This window comes from Bradyrhizobium sp. BWA-3-5, assembly GCF_032917985.1.
In the GTDB taxonomy this organism is placed as follows: Bacteria; Pseudomonadota; Alphaproteobacteria; order Rhizobiales; family Xanthobacteraceae; genus Bradyrhizobium.
In genome coordinates this window covers 5,533,706-5,547,981 of sequence record NZ_CP136626.1, presented here as the reverse complement: position 1 = coordinate 5,547,981, position 14,276 = coordinate 5,533,706, and the positions used below count along the sequence as shown (strand labels likewise).

At 60.1% G+C, this 14,276-nt stretch carries 14 protein-coding genes and 2 pseudogenes; 12 read left to right on the top strand and 4 right to left on the bottom strand.

What is annotated here, in order from left to right:
* Positions 1–95: 95 nt before the first annotated feature.
* The 10 genes from RX331_RS26695 (at position 96) to RX331_RS39050 (ending at position 8,321) form a co-directional block, all read left to right on the top strand.
* Positions 96–1,169 carry an aromatic ring-hydroxylating dioxygenase subunit alpha gene (locus tag RX331_RS26695; RefSeq protein WP_317252751.1) on the top strand — a complete coding sequence of 358 codons (1,074 nt, stop codon included), beginning with the start codon at positions 96–98 and terminating at the stop codon, positions 1,167–1,169.
* Positions 1,170–1,431: 262 nt separating this feature from the next.
* Positions 1,432–2,160, top strand: coding sequence for a PDR/VanB family oxidoreductase (locus RX331_RS26690; RefSeq protein ID WP_317252750.1), 729 nt, complete (start codon positions 1,432–1,434; stop codon positions 2,158–2,160).
* 429 nt (positions 2,161–2,589) lie between these two features.
* Positions 2,590–2,721, top strand: a complete 132-nt coding sequence (locus tag RX331_RS26685) for a hypothetical protein (protein WP_317252749.1) — start codon at positions 2,590–2,592, stop codon at positions 2,719–2,721.
* A 696-nt stretch (positions 2,722–3,417) separates the two neighbouring features.
* Entirely contained in the window at positions 3,418–4,140 is a 723-nt protein-coding gene (locus RX331_RS26680) for a hypothetical protein (protein ID WP_317252748.1), read from the top strand.
* Positions 4,141–4,372: 232 nt separating this feature from the next.
* Positions 4,373–4,954 carry a hypothetical protein gene (locus tag RX331_RS26675; RefSeq protein WP_317252747.1) on the top strand — a complete coding sequence of 194 codons (582 nt, stop codon included), beginning with the start codon at positions 4,373–4,375 and terminating at the stop codon, positions 4,952–4,954.
* On the top strand, positions 4,955–5,680 hold the full coding sequence (locus RX331_RS26670) for an isopentenyl transferase family protein (RefSeq protein WP_317252746.1): 726 nt from the start codon (positions 4,955–4,957) through the stop codon (positions 5,678–5,680).
* Positions 5,681–5,717: 37 nt separating this feature from the next.
* Entirely contained in the window at positions 5,718–6,224 is a 507-nt protein-coding gene (locus tag RX331_RS26665) for an LOG family protein (protein ID WP_317252745.1), read from the top strand.
* Positions 6,225–6,427: 203 nt separating this feature from the next.
* A complete protein-coding gene (locus RX331_RS26660) occupies positions 6,428–7,456 on the top strand; it encodes an IS110 family transposase (RefSeq protein WP_317252744.1) in 1,029 nt (342 codons plus the stop codon).
* 288 nt (positions 7,457–7,744) lie between these two features.
* Complete coding sequence (locus RX331_RS26655; RefSeq protein ID WP_317252743.1) at positions 7,745–7,987, top strand: AbrB/MazE/SpoVT family DNA-binding domain-containing protein; 243 nt, start codon at positions 7,745–7,747, stop codon at positions 7,985–7,987.
* A complete protein-coding gene (locus RX331_RS39050) occupies positions 7,941–8,321 on the top strand; it encodes a type II toxin-antitoxin system PemK/MazF family toxin (RefSeq protein ID WP_317258392.1) in 381 nt (126 codons plus the stop codon). Before RX331_RS26655 ends, RX331_RS39050 begins: the two co-directional genes overlap by 47 nt.
* Positions 8,322–8,776: 455 nt before the next feature.
* On the opposite strand, the gene bluB is transcribed toward RX331_RS39050, so the two are convergent.
* From bluB to cobU, 3 genes and pseudogenes are all read right to left on the bottom strand, one after another.
* Positions 8,777–9,409 (bottom strand): 5,6-dimethylbenzimidazole synthase, encoded by a 633-nt coding sequence (gene bluB, locus RX331_RS26650; protein WP_317252742.1) that lies wholly within the window; start codon positions 9,407–9,409, stop codon positions 8,777–8,779.
* Positions 9,409–10,196, bottom strand: a pseudogene (cobS, locus tag RX331_RS26645) (adenosylcobinamide-GDP ribazoletransferase). Before cobS ends, bluB begins: the two are co-directional and overlap by 1 nt.
* A 64-nt stretch (positions 10,197–10,260) precedes the next feature.
* A complete protein-coding gene (gene cobU, locus RX331_RS26640; protein ID WP_317252740.1) occupies positions 10,261–10,764 on the bottom strand; it encodes a bifunctional adenosylcobinamide kinase/adenosylcobinamide-phosphate guanylyltransferase in 504 nt (167 codons plus the stop codon).
* A gap of 125 nt (positions 10,765–10,889) precedes the next feature.
* On the opposite strand from cobU, the gene cbiB reads away from it, so the two are divergent.
* Together cbiB and cobD are read left to right on the top strand one after the other, a co-directional pair.
* Positions 10,890–11,831 carry an adenosylcobinamide-phosphate synthase CbiB gene (cbiB, locus tag RX331_RS26635; RefSeq protein ID WP_317252739.1) on the top strand — a complete coding sequence of 314 codons (942 nt, stop codon included), beginning with the start codon at positions 10,890–10,892 and terminating at the stop codon, positions 11,829–11,831.
* 11 nt (positions 11,832–11,842) lie between these two features.
* Positions 11,843–12,808, top strand: coding sequence for a threonine-phosphate decarboxylase CobD (gene cobD / locus RX331_RS26630; RefSeq protein ID WP_317252738.1), 966 nt, complete (start codon positions 11,843–11,845; stop codon positions 12,806–12,808).
* A 10-nt stretch (positions 12,809–12,818) separates the two neighbouring features.
* Here cobD and RX331_RS26625 read toward each other — a convergent pair.
* Positions 12,819–14,268: pseudogene (locus RX331_RS26625) on the bottom strand (cobyric acid synthase).
* Between the last annotated feature and the right edge of the window lie 8 nt (positions 14,269–14,276).

The window sequence follows — 14,276 nt, the reverse complement described above, 5'->3', positions numbered from 1 at the left end:
GGCACGTCTCGTGCCAAGAGCGGCAAGGCGCGGGCCGCTGGAATGGGTTGAGACAAGCCGGCGAACATCGACCGGACCAGGGAGAGACACTACCCATGAACGTATCCAAGCCTTTTCCGCTCAACGCCTGGTACGCGGCTGCATGGTGCCACGAAATCGGCCGCGAGCTTTCCCCCCGCACCATCTGCGGCAAGAACGTTGTGCTCTACCGGCTCACCGACGGCGTGATCGCCGCACTGGAGGATGCCTGCTGGCACCGGCTGCTGCCGCTGTCGCTAGGACATCTCAAGGGCGATGACGTTATGTGTGGCTATCACGGGCTGGTCTTTAATTCGGCCGGCCGCTGCACCTACATGCCCGCGCAGAAGACGATCAATCCGTCAGCCTGCGTACGCGTCTATCCGGTCGCCGAGCGGCATCGGCTGGTCTGGTTGTGGCCCGGTGATCCCGCGCTGGCGGACCCTGCAAAAATTCCGAATTTTCACTGGAACGACGGCAGGCAATGGGTCGGCGAGGGCGGCACGTTCTATCAGCTGAAATGCGACTATCGCCTTGTAATCGATAACCTCATGGACCTCACGCACGAGACTTATGTGCATGCTGACAGCATCGGCGACGAGGCGATCACGGCCGCGCCCTTCGATGTGACCCACACTGGCGACACCGCGACGATGACCCGCTGGATGATCGACATTGAGCCGCCCCCGTTCTGGGCGCGCCAGCTCGGACGGCCGGGCCGTGTCGATCGCTGGCAGATCGTGACGTTCCAGGCACCGTCGGTCGTCGTCGGCGACGTCGGCGTGGCGCCGACAGGTACGGGCGCGCCGCAAGGCGAGCGCTCGCACGGCGTCAACGGTGCGTTCTTGGCGGCGATCAGCCCCGAGACCGAGACGACCTGCCATTATTTCTGGAACTTCGTCCGAAATTATCGCAGGAATGATGCGGAATTGACGAGAGAGCTCCAGCTCGCCCACGTCAATGGCGGAGCGGGCGTCTACGATCAGGATCACAGGGTGTTGGAGGCGCAGCAGGCCGCGATCGAGAAGAACCCGCGTTCGCCCTTCTACGATCTCAACATCGATGCAGGCGCGCTCTGGGCACGGCGGCTGATCGCCGGGATGTTGGCCGACGAACAGACCAGCATGATCGCAAACGCTGCGACCGAGTGAGCGAAAAGTTATGGTCAAGCCGATCGAATGGGTTAGCGCGCGCATTCGCGCCACGCGCGAGCTTACTCCTGACGTCCTTCTCTTCGAAATCGAGGCGGACCGCGCATTCGTCACCGGAACGCCCGGCAGTCACATCGACGTCGTTGTGCTCATTGACGGCCGGCCGCAGCTTCGAAGCTATTCGCTGGTGGGACCTTGTCCGGACGGACTCTATCGCATCGCCGTCAAACGGCTCGCGTCCAGCCGGGGCGGGTCTATCGGCATGTGGCGCCTCAAGGCGGGCGAACGGCTTACGATCTCCGCGCCGAGCAACAGCTTCGAATTGAGCTACGGCCAGCCGGAATATCTGCTGCTTGCCGGCGGCATCGGCATCACGCCGATCTACACGATGGCACTGGCGCTGAAGCAAGCAGGCGCGAAGTTTCGCCTGCTCTATGCCGCGCGCAGCCGCCGCGACCTGGCGCTCGCAGACGAGCTAGCCCGTCATATTGGCGAACGGCTTCAGCTCTTCGTCGATGAAGAGGAACAGCGCATCGACATCGCCGGCGAGATCGCCCAACTCGATCCGCGCGGCGAGCTCTATGTGTGTGGCCCGTTCGGCATGTTGGAGGCGGTCAGGCGCCTGTGGTACGAAGCAGGCAGGCCCGTGGCGCACCTCCGCTACGAGACGTTTGGCAATGCCGGCAACTTTGCGGACGCGCCGTTCAAGATTAAAATTCCCCGACTGGGTCTCGAAGTCGACGTTCCTGCCAACCGCTCCATACTGGACGCGCTTGAAGATGCCGGCGTCGACATGATCTTCGGTTGCCGACGCGGAGAATGTGGCCTGTGCGTCCTGCCGATCCTGGAGGCGTCGGCCCCGGTCGATCATCGCGACGTGTTTTTCAGCGGCGAGGAGCGGGCGACGAACGGGAAGCTGTGCACCTGCGTGTCGCGCGCAAAGAGCGGTTGCATTACCGTCGATACACCCGATCGAATTCCGACCCCGTAATCTATGTTATGCCAATGGCATTTTGTGGTGACCGCCTGCTCGCCTTCCTTGAGGCGCTATAACACGCCAAGCTGAGCCGAATGGAGCCGGGACGACGACCGCTCGACCAGCCGCAAGTACGTCGCAAACGACGGGCCCTCCCCAAAACCATTCGGCATAGTTGGGCAGTCGCATAATCGGCGAAAAAGGAACGGCTTCGACCCGCAGGCTTGATGTCCTCGCCCGCATCGCCGCCCATCTGGCTCACCGTCTGGCTGGACGGGGATCACACGATTGTCGACGAGAATGGACAAGGTCGTTGTCAAAGGGGGCCATGGCATCGAAGTCAGCAACAGCAAGGGCGATCGCGACGGGGCCGTTCTTTAAATCAGATATCGCAAGATTCGCATCCGGCCGCCGATCGGAAAGTAGAATCGCTATCCCGCTCTGATGCTGACGGTGATCCATGCCGAAGAGCGCGGGACGCCGAAAAGCAGAAAGAAGATCGATTGGAAGCTGATCACCGACCTGGCTGTTGGTTCCCGCACCGACGCCATTGAGAAGCTCGAATGGATGCTTTGAGATGGAAGATCGAGGTGCCCCATAAGATTCTCAAATAGGGTCGCAAAGCTAAGGAGTCGAAGCTCAGCACCGCCCAGCGCCTCACCAATCTGATCTCTCCTTTGCATCCTGAGTTGGCGGGTCTTCTGGATGACGATGCTCAATCGTTCCGCCCCAAACGCGTTGCCACCTCTCGCGTTGAGTGCGATTGAAATCGGCGTGCTCGATCGCCTTGTCAACGACAAACCCAAAGCAAAAAATGCTCTCGCACTACCTGATCAAGATCGCCCGGCTCGGCGGCTATCTCGCCCGCTCCAGCGATCCGCCGCTCGGCAATCCTGTCATGTAGCGCGGCCTGTCGAGCTTAGCCGACATCGCGCTGAGCGCCATAGTCGGAGGGGAATTTGTGAGTAATTGAAGCTACGCCGGACGGATACCGACCAGCCCCACGAGCCTTTTGGGCGTTTCGCCGCAGGAAGCGCTCGCTCGGCTATCGGGAAATTCAACTTAGGACACTTGCAGCAAAAACGGATATTAGAAGTAAGTTTTCGGGGCAGGGCACGACACCAGCCTTCCCGAAGCGAAGTCCGTTCGCCGGGAAGATGGATCAGGTCAGGCCGTCATGCGGGTTGTCGACGCATCCAACGATGTGATCACGCTTCCGGAGATTGACCGACCCGCTCCTCTCTAGATGTGAGCTTTCAGGAGGTTGGGACGGTGATCCATGCCGAAGAGCGCGGGACGCCAAAAAACAGAAAGAAGATCGATTGGAAGCTGATCACCGACCTGCCTGTTGATTCCCGGGCCGACGCCATTGAGAAGCTCGAATGGTATGCTTTGAGATGGAAGATCGAGGTGTTCCATAAGATCCTCAAATCGGGCTGCAAAGCTGAGGAGTCGAAGCTCAGGACTGCCCAGCGTCTGACCAATCTGATCTCGCTGTTTTGCATCCTGACTTGGCGGGTCTTCTGGATGACGATGCTCAACCGTTCCGCCCCAGACGCACCGCCAACCCTCGCGTTGACTGCAACTGAAATCGGCGTGCTCGATGGCCTCGTCAACGACAACCCAAAAGCAAGACAGAAAACGCTCTCGCACTATCTGATCAAGATCGCCCGGCTCGGCGGTTATCTCGCCCGCGCCAGCGATCCGCCGCCTGGCAATACCGTTATGTGGCGCGGGCTGTCACGCCTCACTGACATCGCGCTGGGCGCCATGGCCGGAGTCGAATTTGTGGGTATTGAAAGCTTCACCGGACGGATACCGTTGCTCCGAGTCCTCCCCATGAGCACAGAGAGAAGGCCTGTTGGCGGAGCCTTCTGTGTTATTCCGCAACCAAGTCTCCCGAAGCTAACAGAGCGTTGCCCCAGAGAAATTGCTCGCTGGCAATTCCGCCATTTTCCCTGCCGGCGCAGCCAGCGACTTGTGTCCGGTGTCTGACATCGTACATGTCGGTTGATTTCACGACGGCGCCATTTTAATTCAATCAATCAACAGCCTAAACAGCTGGGTCGGCGTTGGCGCGGCGGTTGCAGTCACGATACCGCAACGCTGACTGAGGGCTGAGTGCACGCAGACGCGCGACAACGAGCGATGCTCTCCTCCGTTGAACCCGACGCGTGTCGCTGCCCGCGACCCGAGCCCCACAACTGCTACTCAAGGAGGCGATTCCATGGCCCTGTATGACGCAAACCATGTTCCCGATTTCCTCCAGTTACTGTGCCTCATGGAGGCCATCAGCTTTGAGGATTTTGAGTTCGCTACGGTTTTTTCCGAGTTGTTGGCCTGGGTCGCCGGGCGGACCAGAAGTCACGGGTGCACGCTGCCAACGCGAATTGGTGGAAAGCGTCTTGTCCTCCTGCATTCCGCGGTCAATGAAGCAAATTGCGACATTGAGGAGAATGACATCGCCTGCGTCCATCCAACAGCGCCCCTCTCATCCTCGCGTTTGGACCACGAAGCTCATTTATTCAGTGCCTTGGCGAAACCGGGCCTGCGCGCATGTCTGCTCTACGATGCTATCGAGCCCGCAATTGGCCTGGATCTACTCCGTTTGGTGGGGGGCGAGAAAAGTGTGGAATGGGCTTTCTCGGTTCCTACGGGGCGCAGGACCAGCGGTTTGCTGTTTTCATACGGATGGAAGAGGGGTGGTTGCGAGCAGGTTGTCGCGGTGCTCCACAGCTATCTCCCGACGCTTGCGCCATCAACTAGGCGCGGCTTCTCCAATCAGATCCAGATGCGTGGTGATGCATAAATGAATCCTATTCTTCATCTCATCTGGGGGCCCACGAGCACAGGAAAAACGGCGGCCGCCGTGGCCGCTGCCGAACGGACCGGCGCGCCGGTGATATCGCTGGATCGGGTGCAGTGCTGTGCCGAAATACCCACCGGAAGCGGTCGGCCAACACCCGCCGAACTGCGGGGCACACAAAGGATTTATGTCTGCTCGCGGAAGCTTATCAACGGCGTAATCCCGGCGCACGAAGCACACAAACTGCTGAAGCTACGGGTCGCCGAATGCGCCCTTCGCCACCGGCTGATCATTTTAGAAGGGGGCTCGGTCTCGTTGCTGAACACAATGATTGCCGATGAATATTGGGACTGCTTTCAGTGGCGGTCGGATCGGTTCGAACTAGGCGACCCAACCGAGTTCCTGAGCCGCGCCCGTGCTCGCGTGCGGGAGATGTTTGAGCGCAGAGGGGGGCGAGCCTCGTTGTTGGAAGAACTCGTCGAGCTTTGGCGGGATCCGCGCCTGCATCAAGCTCTCGCCGATATTGACGGCTATCGAGTTGCAATCCGCTTCGCCGCCGAGCGAGCACTGCCGGTCGCGGGGCTGCTTAGCCTTGATGCTGAAACTAGGGAAGAACTCGTCGAGGGTATCGCCCAGGAGTACCTCGACCATGCCCGCTGGCAGACGCGGGAGTTCCTTGAGCTGCCGCTGAGCTGGAAAGTGACGGGCTTCGGCAGCCGCCACAAGTAGATGGCCTGAGCGCAGCGCGGGTAACGGCAGGGACCGATTGGCGTTGACGCTCGTGAAATCTGTTGGTGTTTTCTGCGGGTCGACAGATGAGGCCGCCCTGCCTTATCGGGCTTCCGCAGTTCGCCTCGGCCTAACTCTTGCGCCAAGCCGGGCTGACGCTGATCTGTGCCGGTGGCGGCACGGGCCTGATGGGAGCCTGCGCACGCGCGCGCACGAAGCCGGTGGGCGCGTGCTCGGCATTATCCCTGAGTTCCTCACTGCTCCGGAACGGGCGCTCGAAACGGTGGAGCACGTCGTTGTCGCCAACATGCATGACCGCAAGATGCTGATGTTCGAACGTTCCGATGCGTTTGTCGTGCTGCCGGGCAGCATCGGGACTTCGGAAGAGGCCGTAGAGATTTTGTGGCATCCACTCGGTCTACACGCCAAGCCCGTCGTGTTTTATGATCGCGAGGGGTTCTGGCAGCCGCTGTTCGAACTAGCACACCGTAAACGCCACGCCGCCGGAATTCATGAAAGTCTGGATCTCGGTCGAACGCATTGATGAGGTCGTGCCGGTCCTTCAGCGCACCGGGCGCAAAAGCGATCACGCCGGCAAGCAGTGTCAATCGGCCTGCAAATTTTGGACGCCGATCCCCCGGCTTAGGGGGTCAATATTGCAGACGATGACGTAATTGCGGCCGGCGCCCGCGGCACGAAAGGTCCGCTATCTTCAAGCCTTCCACAATCTTACGAATCGGAGGGGCTATGAAGCAATATGTTGGGCTGGATGTCTCGCAGAATGAAACGTCAGTGTGTGTGCTCGACGAGGTAGGTCAGGTCTTGTTCGAGGGAAAGGCCAAGTCCGACCCCGGGGCGCTCACGGCACTGCTTCGGAAGCGGGCTCCACACGCCGAGCGCATTGGTTTTGAGACCGGGGCAATGGCGAGTTGGCTGTGGCACGAGCTTCGTAGGGTTGATCTTCCAGTGGTCTGTATCGACGCTCGGCATGCGCACGCGGCTTTGTCAGTGCGCATGAACAAAAGCGATCAGAACGATGCTCGAGGTCTGGCCGAACTGGTACGGGTTGGCTGGTATCGAGAAGTCAAGGTCAAGAGCGAGGAAAGTCAGAAGATCCGTGCGATACTCGTGGCGAGATCCCGGCTCGTGGCCATTCGTCGAGATATCGAGAACCAGGTCCGCAGTCTCATCAAAGAATACGGCTTGCTGTTCCCCCGTGCGATCGGACTGCAATTCCGCAATCAGGTTCGCGAGCTATTGGGTAAAGATCATCAGCTCCTCAGTGCGATCGCGCCGCTTCTGTCGATCCATGAGCAGATCTGCAAGCAACAAGGCACATTCGACAACGAAGTCCGCCAGTTGGCGAAGTCGTATGAGACGACGCGCCGTCTAATGACGGTTCCTGGTGTTGGCGTGGTGACTGCTTTGACGTTCCGCCACACGATCGACGATCCATCGCGCTTCCGATCGGCGTCAAGCGTCGGCGCCTATCTGGGTCTTACACCGCGGCGCAGCCAATCTGGTGAAACGGACATCAACGGCAAGATATCCCGATGGGGCGACCGTCTGCTCCGGACTTACCTGTTCGAGGCGGCGACGGTGCTGCTTTATCGGACCAAGAAATGGTCTTCTCTCAAGGCTTGGGGAATAAAGCTTGCCAAGCGAATTGGCATGAGAAAGGCAAAAGTCGCCATCGTCCGCAAGATCGCCGTGATCCTTCACTGCGTCTGGGTCGATGGCACACCGTTCGATTGGGGTCAGGCGAAGGAAGCCTGATCCTGAAAAACGATCTCTCAACAGCAATTTTCTGAAAATATTCAATCCTGGTTCCGGTAGCCACTTGCTGACCCCTTTCCAGCCGCACTGCGGCCGTCTGCGCTGTTATGAGGGTCTACTTGCGATGGCGATCTAGTCAATCTAAGTGACAAAGGTCACAGATATCAATGGTAACAGAAATTAATAGGGCGGTCGGTATTGAAATACTCCCATCTGGAACCAAACTGGTGTATCGTCATTGTATCGACGAGCCATTGGGGCTCTGACAGCTTTCCGTAGGGTACTGCCATGAACGCGCATTTCTCCAAATGGGGCAACAGCTTAGCCGTTCGTATTCCTTCTGGCCTAGCCAAAGAACTCGAAGTTTTCGAGGGAAAAGCTGCGGATATTCAGGTCAAAGGCGGCTCTTTGGTCGTGACACCCTTGGATCGTCCGGTCTACACGTTGGACGAGCTCCTAGAGGGCATGACCGCAGAGAACGTGTATGGCGAAATCAACACTCACGGACCAGTCGGCAACGAAATCTGGTGAGCCGTATTGCCCAGATAGGGGCGATATCATTTGGCTCAACTTTCATCCACAGGCGGGACGCGAGCAAGATGGCTGGCGCCCCGCTTTAGTTTTGAGTCCAAAGCGCTACAACCAATTTGCACGCCTGTGCGTCGCGTGCCCAATCACATCTCAAGACAAACTTAACAACTTCCAGGTCGAGCTGCCCGATGGCTGCGGAGTCACGGGATGGGTAATCAGCGACCAGGTGAAGAGCATCTCTTGGTTTGACAGGAGATCGCAGCATCGTGGCCGCGCCACGGATGCGGTAATTGCAGAAACAATTGCCAAAATCAGAACTCTAATCCCGCTCTGATCGCCCGCCTCTTTTCACTGGTCGGGGCTTCTCTTTTTCTCCCCAATGAAGATTTATGCGGCTTCTGCCTCATCTTGAGCGTCCGCTTCAAGACTTCGTCCCCGGGACGGATTGTCCAGATGCAGAGCTTTCCACAAGTTAAAATCGGGACAACCACCGGGGATAGTTGCGTTCTGCGTGGACTCTCGGGCCCGGAGGCATGACCATAGCGACAGCGAGCCGGCATGCTGATTCGTGACGTGGCGAGGGCCGGTCTGCCTGCGAGTTCTTTGTGCCGCCGCCTACTCGAGCCCAAAACATCACTATCGGAAAGCTGACCCAGGCTCATATGATAGCATGCTGGCCTGCTGGCAGGCGAGGGGCGTAGAGCCATACTGAGTTAACCAAAAAGTTCACTTCGGCAAACTGAGACACTACAAATCTCTATTCTTCGACCGATCGCTGCCGCCAATGGGTTAGCGTCGAACCGTAAATTCCTTCGACGTTCGCCGATATTCCCAGTTGGCGCGTTCAAGTTCGGGTCGATCAAACTCTCCCTGGGGATAGCCCACGCAGAGATAGCCAATGAATTTCCAGGACTCCGGTACTTCAAGAATCTCGTGGATGCGTTCAGGGTTCAGGATCGACACCCAGCCAAGTCCGATGCCCTCTGCGCGTGCGGCGAGCCACATGCAGCAGATGGCCGCGGCGACGGAATATTCGATCATTTCCGGCATCGTTGCACTCCCGAGGCCATAACCGAGATCGCTTGCCTTGTCCGCGAACACGGCCAGATGACCGGGCGCCTCTTCGAGGCCGGCGAGCTTCAGGGTCGCGTACAGCGCGGCGCGTTCGCTTGAAAAAGAATGCAGCGCATCGGCGTTGCATGTCTTGAAGTCATCGATCACAGCGCTGCGTCTCGCCTGGTCTTCGACAATGATGAACCGCCAAGGCTGACTCAGGCCAACCGAAGGAGAAAGGCAGGCGACCTCAATGAGCCGCTCCATGGCATCGCTCGGCAGAGGATCGGTACGAAAGCGCCGCACGTCGCGGCGCCACACGAACAGGTCGCGCAGTTGCCGGCGAAAAATTTCGTCGAACGGGACCATCAGGGTCGCAGTTCCCTGTGGAGGAGGGCGGCCGCCATCAGCAAAATCGCGATCTCGCCAATCTGCTCAAACGCGCCCAATATGTCACCTGTCTGTCCTCCGATCTGCCTTGTGGCAAGCCATGCCAGTATCAGCCCGACCAGCGCCAACAAAATCACTCCGATCATCGCCTTGCTCGGCCCGAAACCGAAAAGCAGGCAAAGAGCCCCGAGAGCAAATGCAATGGCCGCGCTTTGTCCCGGCGGTCGTCCGGCTCCGGCCGAAAGCCCGTCCGATCGCGCCGGCGGGATCAGCCACATGAAGGCGGGCAAGCCGGCGCGTGCAGCCGCATGTGCAACGGATAGCGCAGCCGCAATCGACTTTGGCTCTGCGATCGTTTCGAGCGCACTCCATCGCAAGGTAAGCGATGCAATCAGCGCGCACGCGCCATAGGTGCCAATCCGGCTGTCGCGCATGATCTCGAGCTTCCGCTCGCGCGTCCGGCCGCCGCCGAGCCCGTCGGCGGTATCGGCAAGACCGTCCTCGTGCATCGCGCCGGTGACAAGGACCGTGGCCGCCAGCGCCAGCATGGCGGCGGGGCCTGGCATCAAACCGACCTCGCGCGCGATCGAATAGATCGCTGCTCCGGCAAGGCCCACCAGAAGTCCGGCCATCGGCAACGACCAGCCCGCGCGGGCAACATCGGCATCGGTGACCGGCTTCGCCGGCCCGAAAGGCAGAATCGTGGAGACCAAATGGCGTTTCTCAGGTCAGTGACGATGCCCTTGAGAAGTTCGAAACGATACATTTGTCTTCAGCCCTCGAACCGTCAGCTCGCTCACTGGACAACGTTGCAATTCCAAAGCGCGGCGCTACTTCAGCTTCATCGGCAATCCTGCGACGACGAATTCGACCTCGTCCGCGACGGAGGCAATCGTCTGGTTCATGATACCAGCCGCGTCCCGGAATGCGCGCGCCAACGCATTGTCCGGCACGATACCGAGCCCAACTTCGTTCGTGACTATGATGACCGGGCTGCGTTGGCGGGCGAGCACGTCAGCGAGCAGCGAAGCCTCATGCGACCAGTTGCGCTTCACATGGAGCAGGTTCGACAACCAGAGCGTGAGACAATCGACCAGCCTTGCAGCGCCGCCATCGGTTTCGACCAGCGCCTGCACAAGATCGAGCGGAACCTCGCGCTCGAGCCATTCCTTTCCTCGTCGCATTCGATGCTTTGATATTCGCTCGATCATTTCTTCATCGAGCGCCTCTGCCGTGGCAATATAGACGGGTTGCCCCGGAAAGGCGCGGGCGCGGACTTCTGCGCGCCGGCTTTTGCCCGATCGGGCGCCGCCCGTGATGAGTATGATGGCCATGACGTCCTCCGCTTAAGGCCAGTTTTAATCACCAATCTCCGGCAAAGACAAAGGCGAAATCAGGCGAAATAGGCTTGCCTTGATCCAGAATTCTTGTGCATCAGGACTCATGACGGAGACGATGCATGGGCTTTGCGGGAGCGATGGCTGTGGCGATGATGGTGGACGGCGTGTTGGGATGGCCCGATGGACTGTTCGCCCGCGTTGGTCATCCCGTCGCCTGGCTGGGCAGGCTGATCAACATCCTCGATATCAGCTTCAACAGGACGATCGACACGCCTGCAGTCCGGCGGATCGCCGGCGCAGCCGTCGCTGTTTTCGTGATTGGGCTTTCGGCCGGCATTGGATGGGTGGTCCAAGTCGCGCTTGCCTTTGAATGGAGCCGCATCGTGCTCCTGGGAGTTCTCGCATGGCCACTCGTTGCGCTGCGTTCGCTCTATGATCATGTGGCCGCTGTTGCTTACCCGTTGCAATCCGGTGATATCGTAGCCGCACGTGCGGCGGTCGCGCAGATCGTCGGACGCGATCCCGCAACTCTCGATGAAGCCGGCATCGCGCGCGCGGCCATCGAGAGCCTGGCCGAGAACGCTTCCGACGGCATTGTGGCGCCTGTGTTCTGGGGGGCGTTGTTCGGGCTGCCAGGCATCATTGGCTATAAGGCGATCAATACGCTCGATTCAATGATCGGCCATCGCACGATGCGCCATGAAGCTTTCGGTTGGGCCGCCGCGCGCATCGACGATCTCGCAAATTTCGTACCGGCGCGACTCACCGGCTTGTTGTTTATGGTGCTGGCGACGCGGCCCTCGAACTCGTTGTCTTGCATGGCGCGTGATGCCAACCGTCATCGCTCGATCAATGCCGGCTGGCCGGAAGCAGCGATGGCCGGCGGGCTGGGCGTGCGGCTCAGCGGGCCGCGCATCTATCATGGAAGCATCGCCGACGAACCCTGGCTCAACGAGGGCGCACGCGATCCGCGCGCTGCTGACATCCGGCAGGGGTTGACGCTGTACGTCCGCGCTATGGTTCTGTTGGCCGGTGCGCTTGCGATTTTGGCTTTCGCATGACAGAGAGGGCAATGCCCGAGCATGGTGGAAATCTCGATCTTGCCGTGCACCGATTCGGCGGGCGCGCGCAGGACTGGATCGACCTCTCAACCGGGATGAACCGGCAGCCCTATCCGGTGGGTGAGGTCGAGCCCAGGTCCTGGAGTGCACTGCCTTCGCGATCCGATATCGAGTCCCTGCATCGAGCAGCGCGAGAGAACTACGCCACCAAGGCACCAATCGTGGCGCTCGGTGGCGTACAAGCGGCCATCCAGTTGTTGCCGAGTCTTTCATCGCGCGGTCGGGCGCGGATTCTCGCGCCGACCTATAACGAATACGCGGCGGTTTTTTCCGCGGCAGCCTGGGACGTGGCCGAGGTTTTTGATCTCGAAGGGCTGCAGGGAGCGGATATCGCCGTGGTCGTCCATCCCAACAATCCAGACGGCCGATGCTTTGATCCAAGCGAACTGCTGGCGCTTTTGCCGCGCGTCGGTCGACTCGTCGTCGACGAAAGCTTCGCTGATGCCGTTTCGGGCTTGTCGCTGGCACCCGAGGCGGGACGGCCGGGGCTGTTACTCCTGCGATCGTTCGGAAAATTCTACGGGCTTGCGGGACTGCGCCTCGGTTTCGCGCTCGGCAGCGAGGCCGATGTCGCTGCGCTGGCCGCGATGGTCGGCCCGTGGCCGATTTCGGGTGCAGCGATTGTGATCGGACGGCGCGCCTTGCTTGATCGCGATTGGGCAAACGCGACCTCGACGCGTCTGGCACGCGATTGCCTCCGCCTGGATGCTGAAGTGCAATCACAGGGCTGGACATTGGTCGGCGGCACGCCGCTGTTCCGGCTCTATGAAACTGGCGAGGCACGCGCCGCGCAGCAGAAGCTCGCGCGCCACCAGATATGGTCGCGCATATTTGGGAAGCGGCCGGGATGGCTGCGGCTTGGCTTGCCGGGTGACGAGACGGAATGGGCGCGGTTTTCCGCCACAATCTCGCCTTGATCGCCCCTCCTCAGCGGGCAAGCGTAAGCAGGCCTTCGACATCGAGATAGGTATCGATGTAATCGGCAAGCGTATCGAGCGCGCTCTCCACCCTGGCGCGGTATTGCTGGTCCGCGGCCGGAATGTCTAGTTGTGCGAGAAATGTCTTGCGGAAACTGTCGGAAGCGAACAGGCCGTGCAGATAGCTGCCATACACGCGGCCGTCGCTGGATACCGCGCCTTCCGGCGCTCCGCCAAGCAAAGCAAATGGCCGTGCACGATCCGGCCCGTCGGTATGTCCGATGTGAATCTCGTAAGCCTCGATCTGCCGGTTCGTCGCAGCGTGGACCGCCGTGACGCGGCTCAGAGTCTTTTGTGGCGTCATCACCGTCGTTACGTCGATGAGTCCGAGACCGGGAGTTTCGCCCGCCGGTCCCTCAATTCCCTCCGGATCCGCCACACTGCGTCCGAGCATCTGGTAACCGCCGCAGACGCCAAGAACATGACCGCCGCGACGATGATGCGCAAGAAGATCGATGTCCCAACCTTGGGCGCGCAGGAAGGCGAGCTCGCCGCGGGTCGACTTCGAGCCCAGCAGGATCACGAGCTTTGCATCGCCAGGGATTGCTTCTCCAGGCCGGACCATCACAAGGTCGACATCAGGTTCGAGCTTCAGTGGATCGAGGTCGTCAAAATTCGCGATCCGCGACAGCGCGAAAAGACAATCTTGCACTTGCCTGCCTTGCGTGCGCCGGTAAGCCCAAGCGCGTCTTCGGCCGGAAGTTCACGAGCGCAGGCGAAGTAGGGAAGGACCCCAAAGCCCCGCCACGATGTGCGCGCTTCGATCAGCCGGTAGCCGTCATCGAACAGTGATGGATCGCCGCGGAACTTGTTGATGACGAAGCCGCGAATCATGGCCGCATCGTCGGGATCGAGCATGGCCTTGATTCCGACGAGCTGCGCAATGACACCGCCGCGATCAATATCGCCGACCAGCACGACGGGAATGTCGGCCTTGCGGGCAAAGCCCATATTGGCGATATCGGCGCTCCTCAGATTGACCTCGGCGGGGCTGCCGGCGCCCTCGACGAGAACAAGATCGGCGCGATCCTTGATACGGGCGAAACTCTCGAGAACCGGCGCCATCAGCGATGGCTTCATCGCAGCGTATGCACGCGCGCGCGCAGCGTCGCCACGCGGCGTCCGTGCACGATGATCTGGGCGCCGACATCAGTTTCCGGCTTCAGCAAGACCGGATTCATATCGGTATGCGGCTCGACACCTGCGGCCTGCGCCTGCAATGCCTGCGCGCGTCCGATCTCGCCGCCGTCGACCGTCACGGCGGCATTGTTCGACATGTTCTGCGGCTTGAACGGCAGCACCCGATTGCCGCGCCGGGTGGCAGCGCGGGCAAGGCCGGCCACGATGAGCGACTTGCCCACGTCCGAACCCGCTCCCTGGATCATCAATGCGCGCGCCATCGAATCGA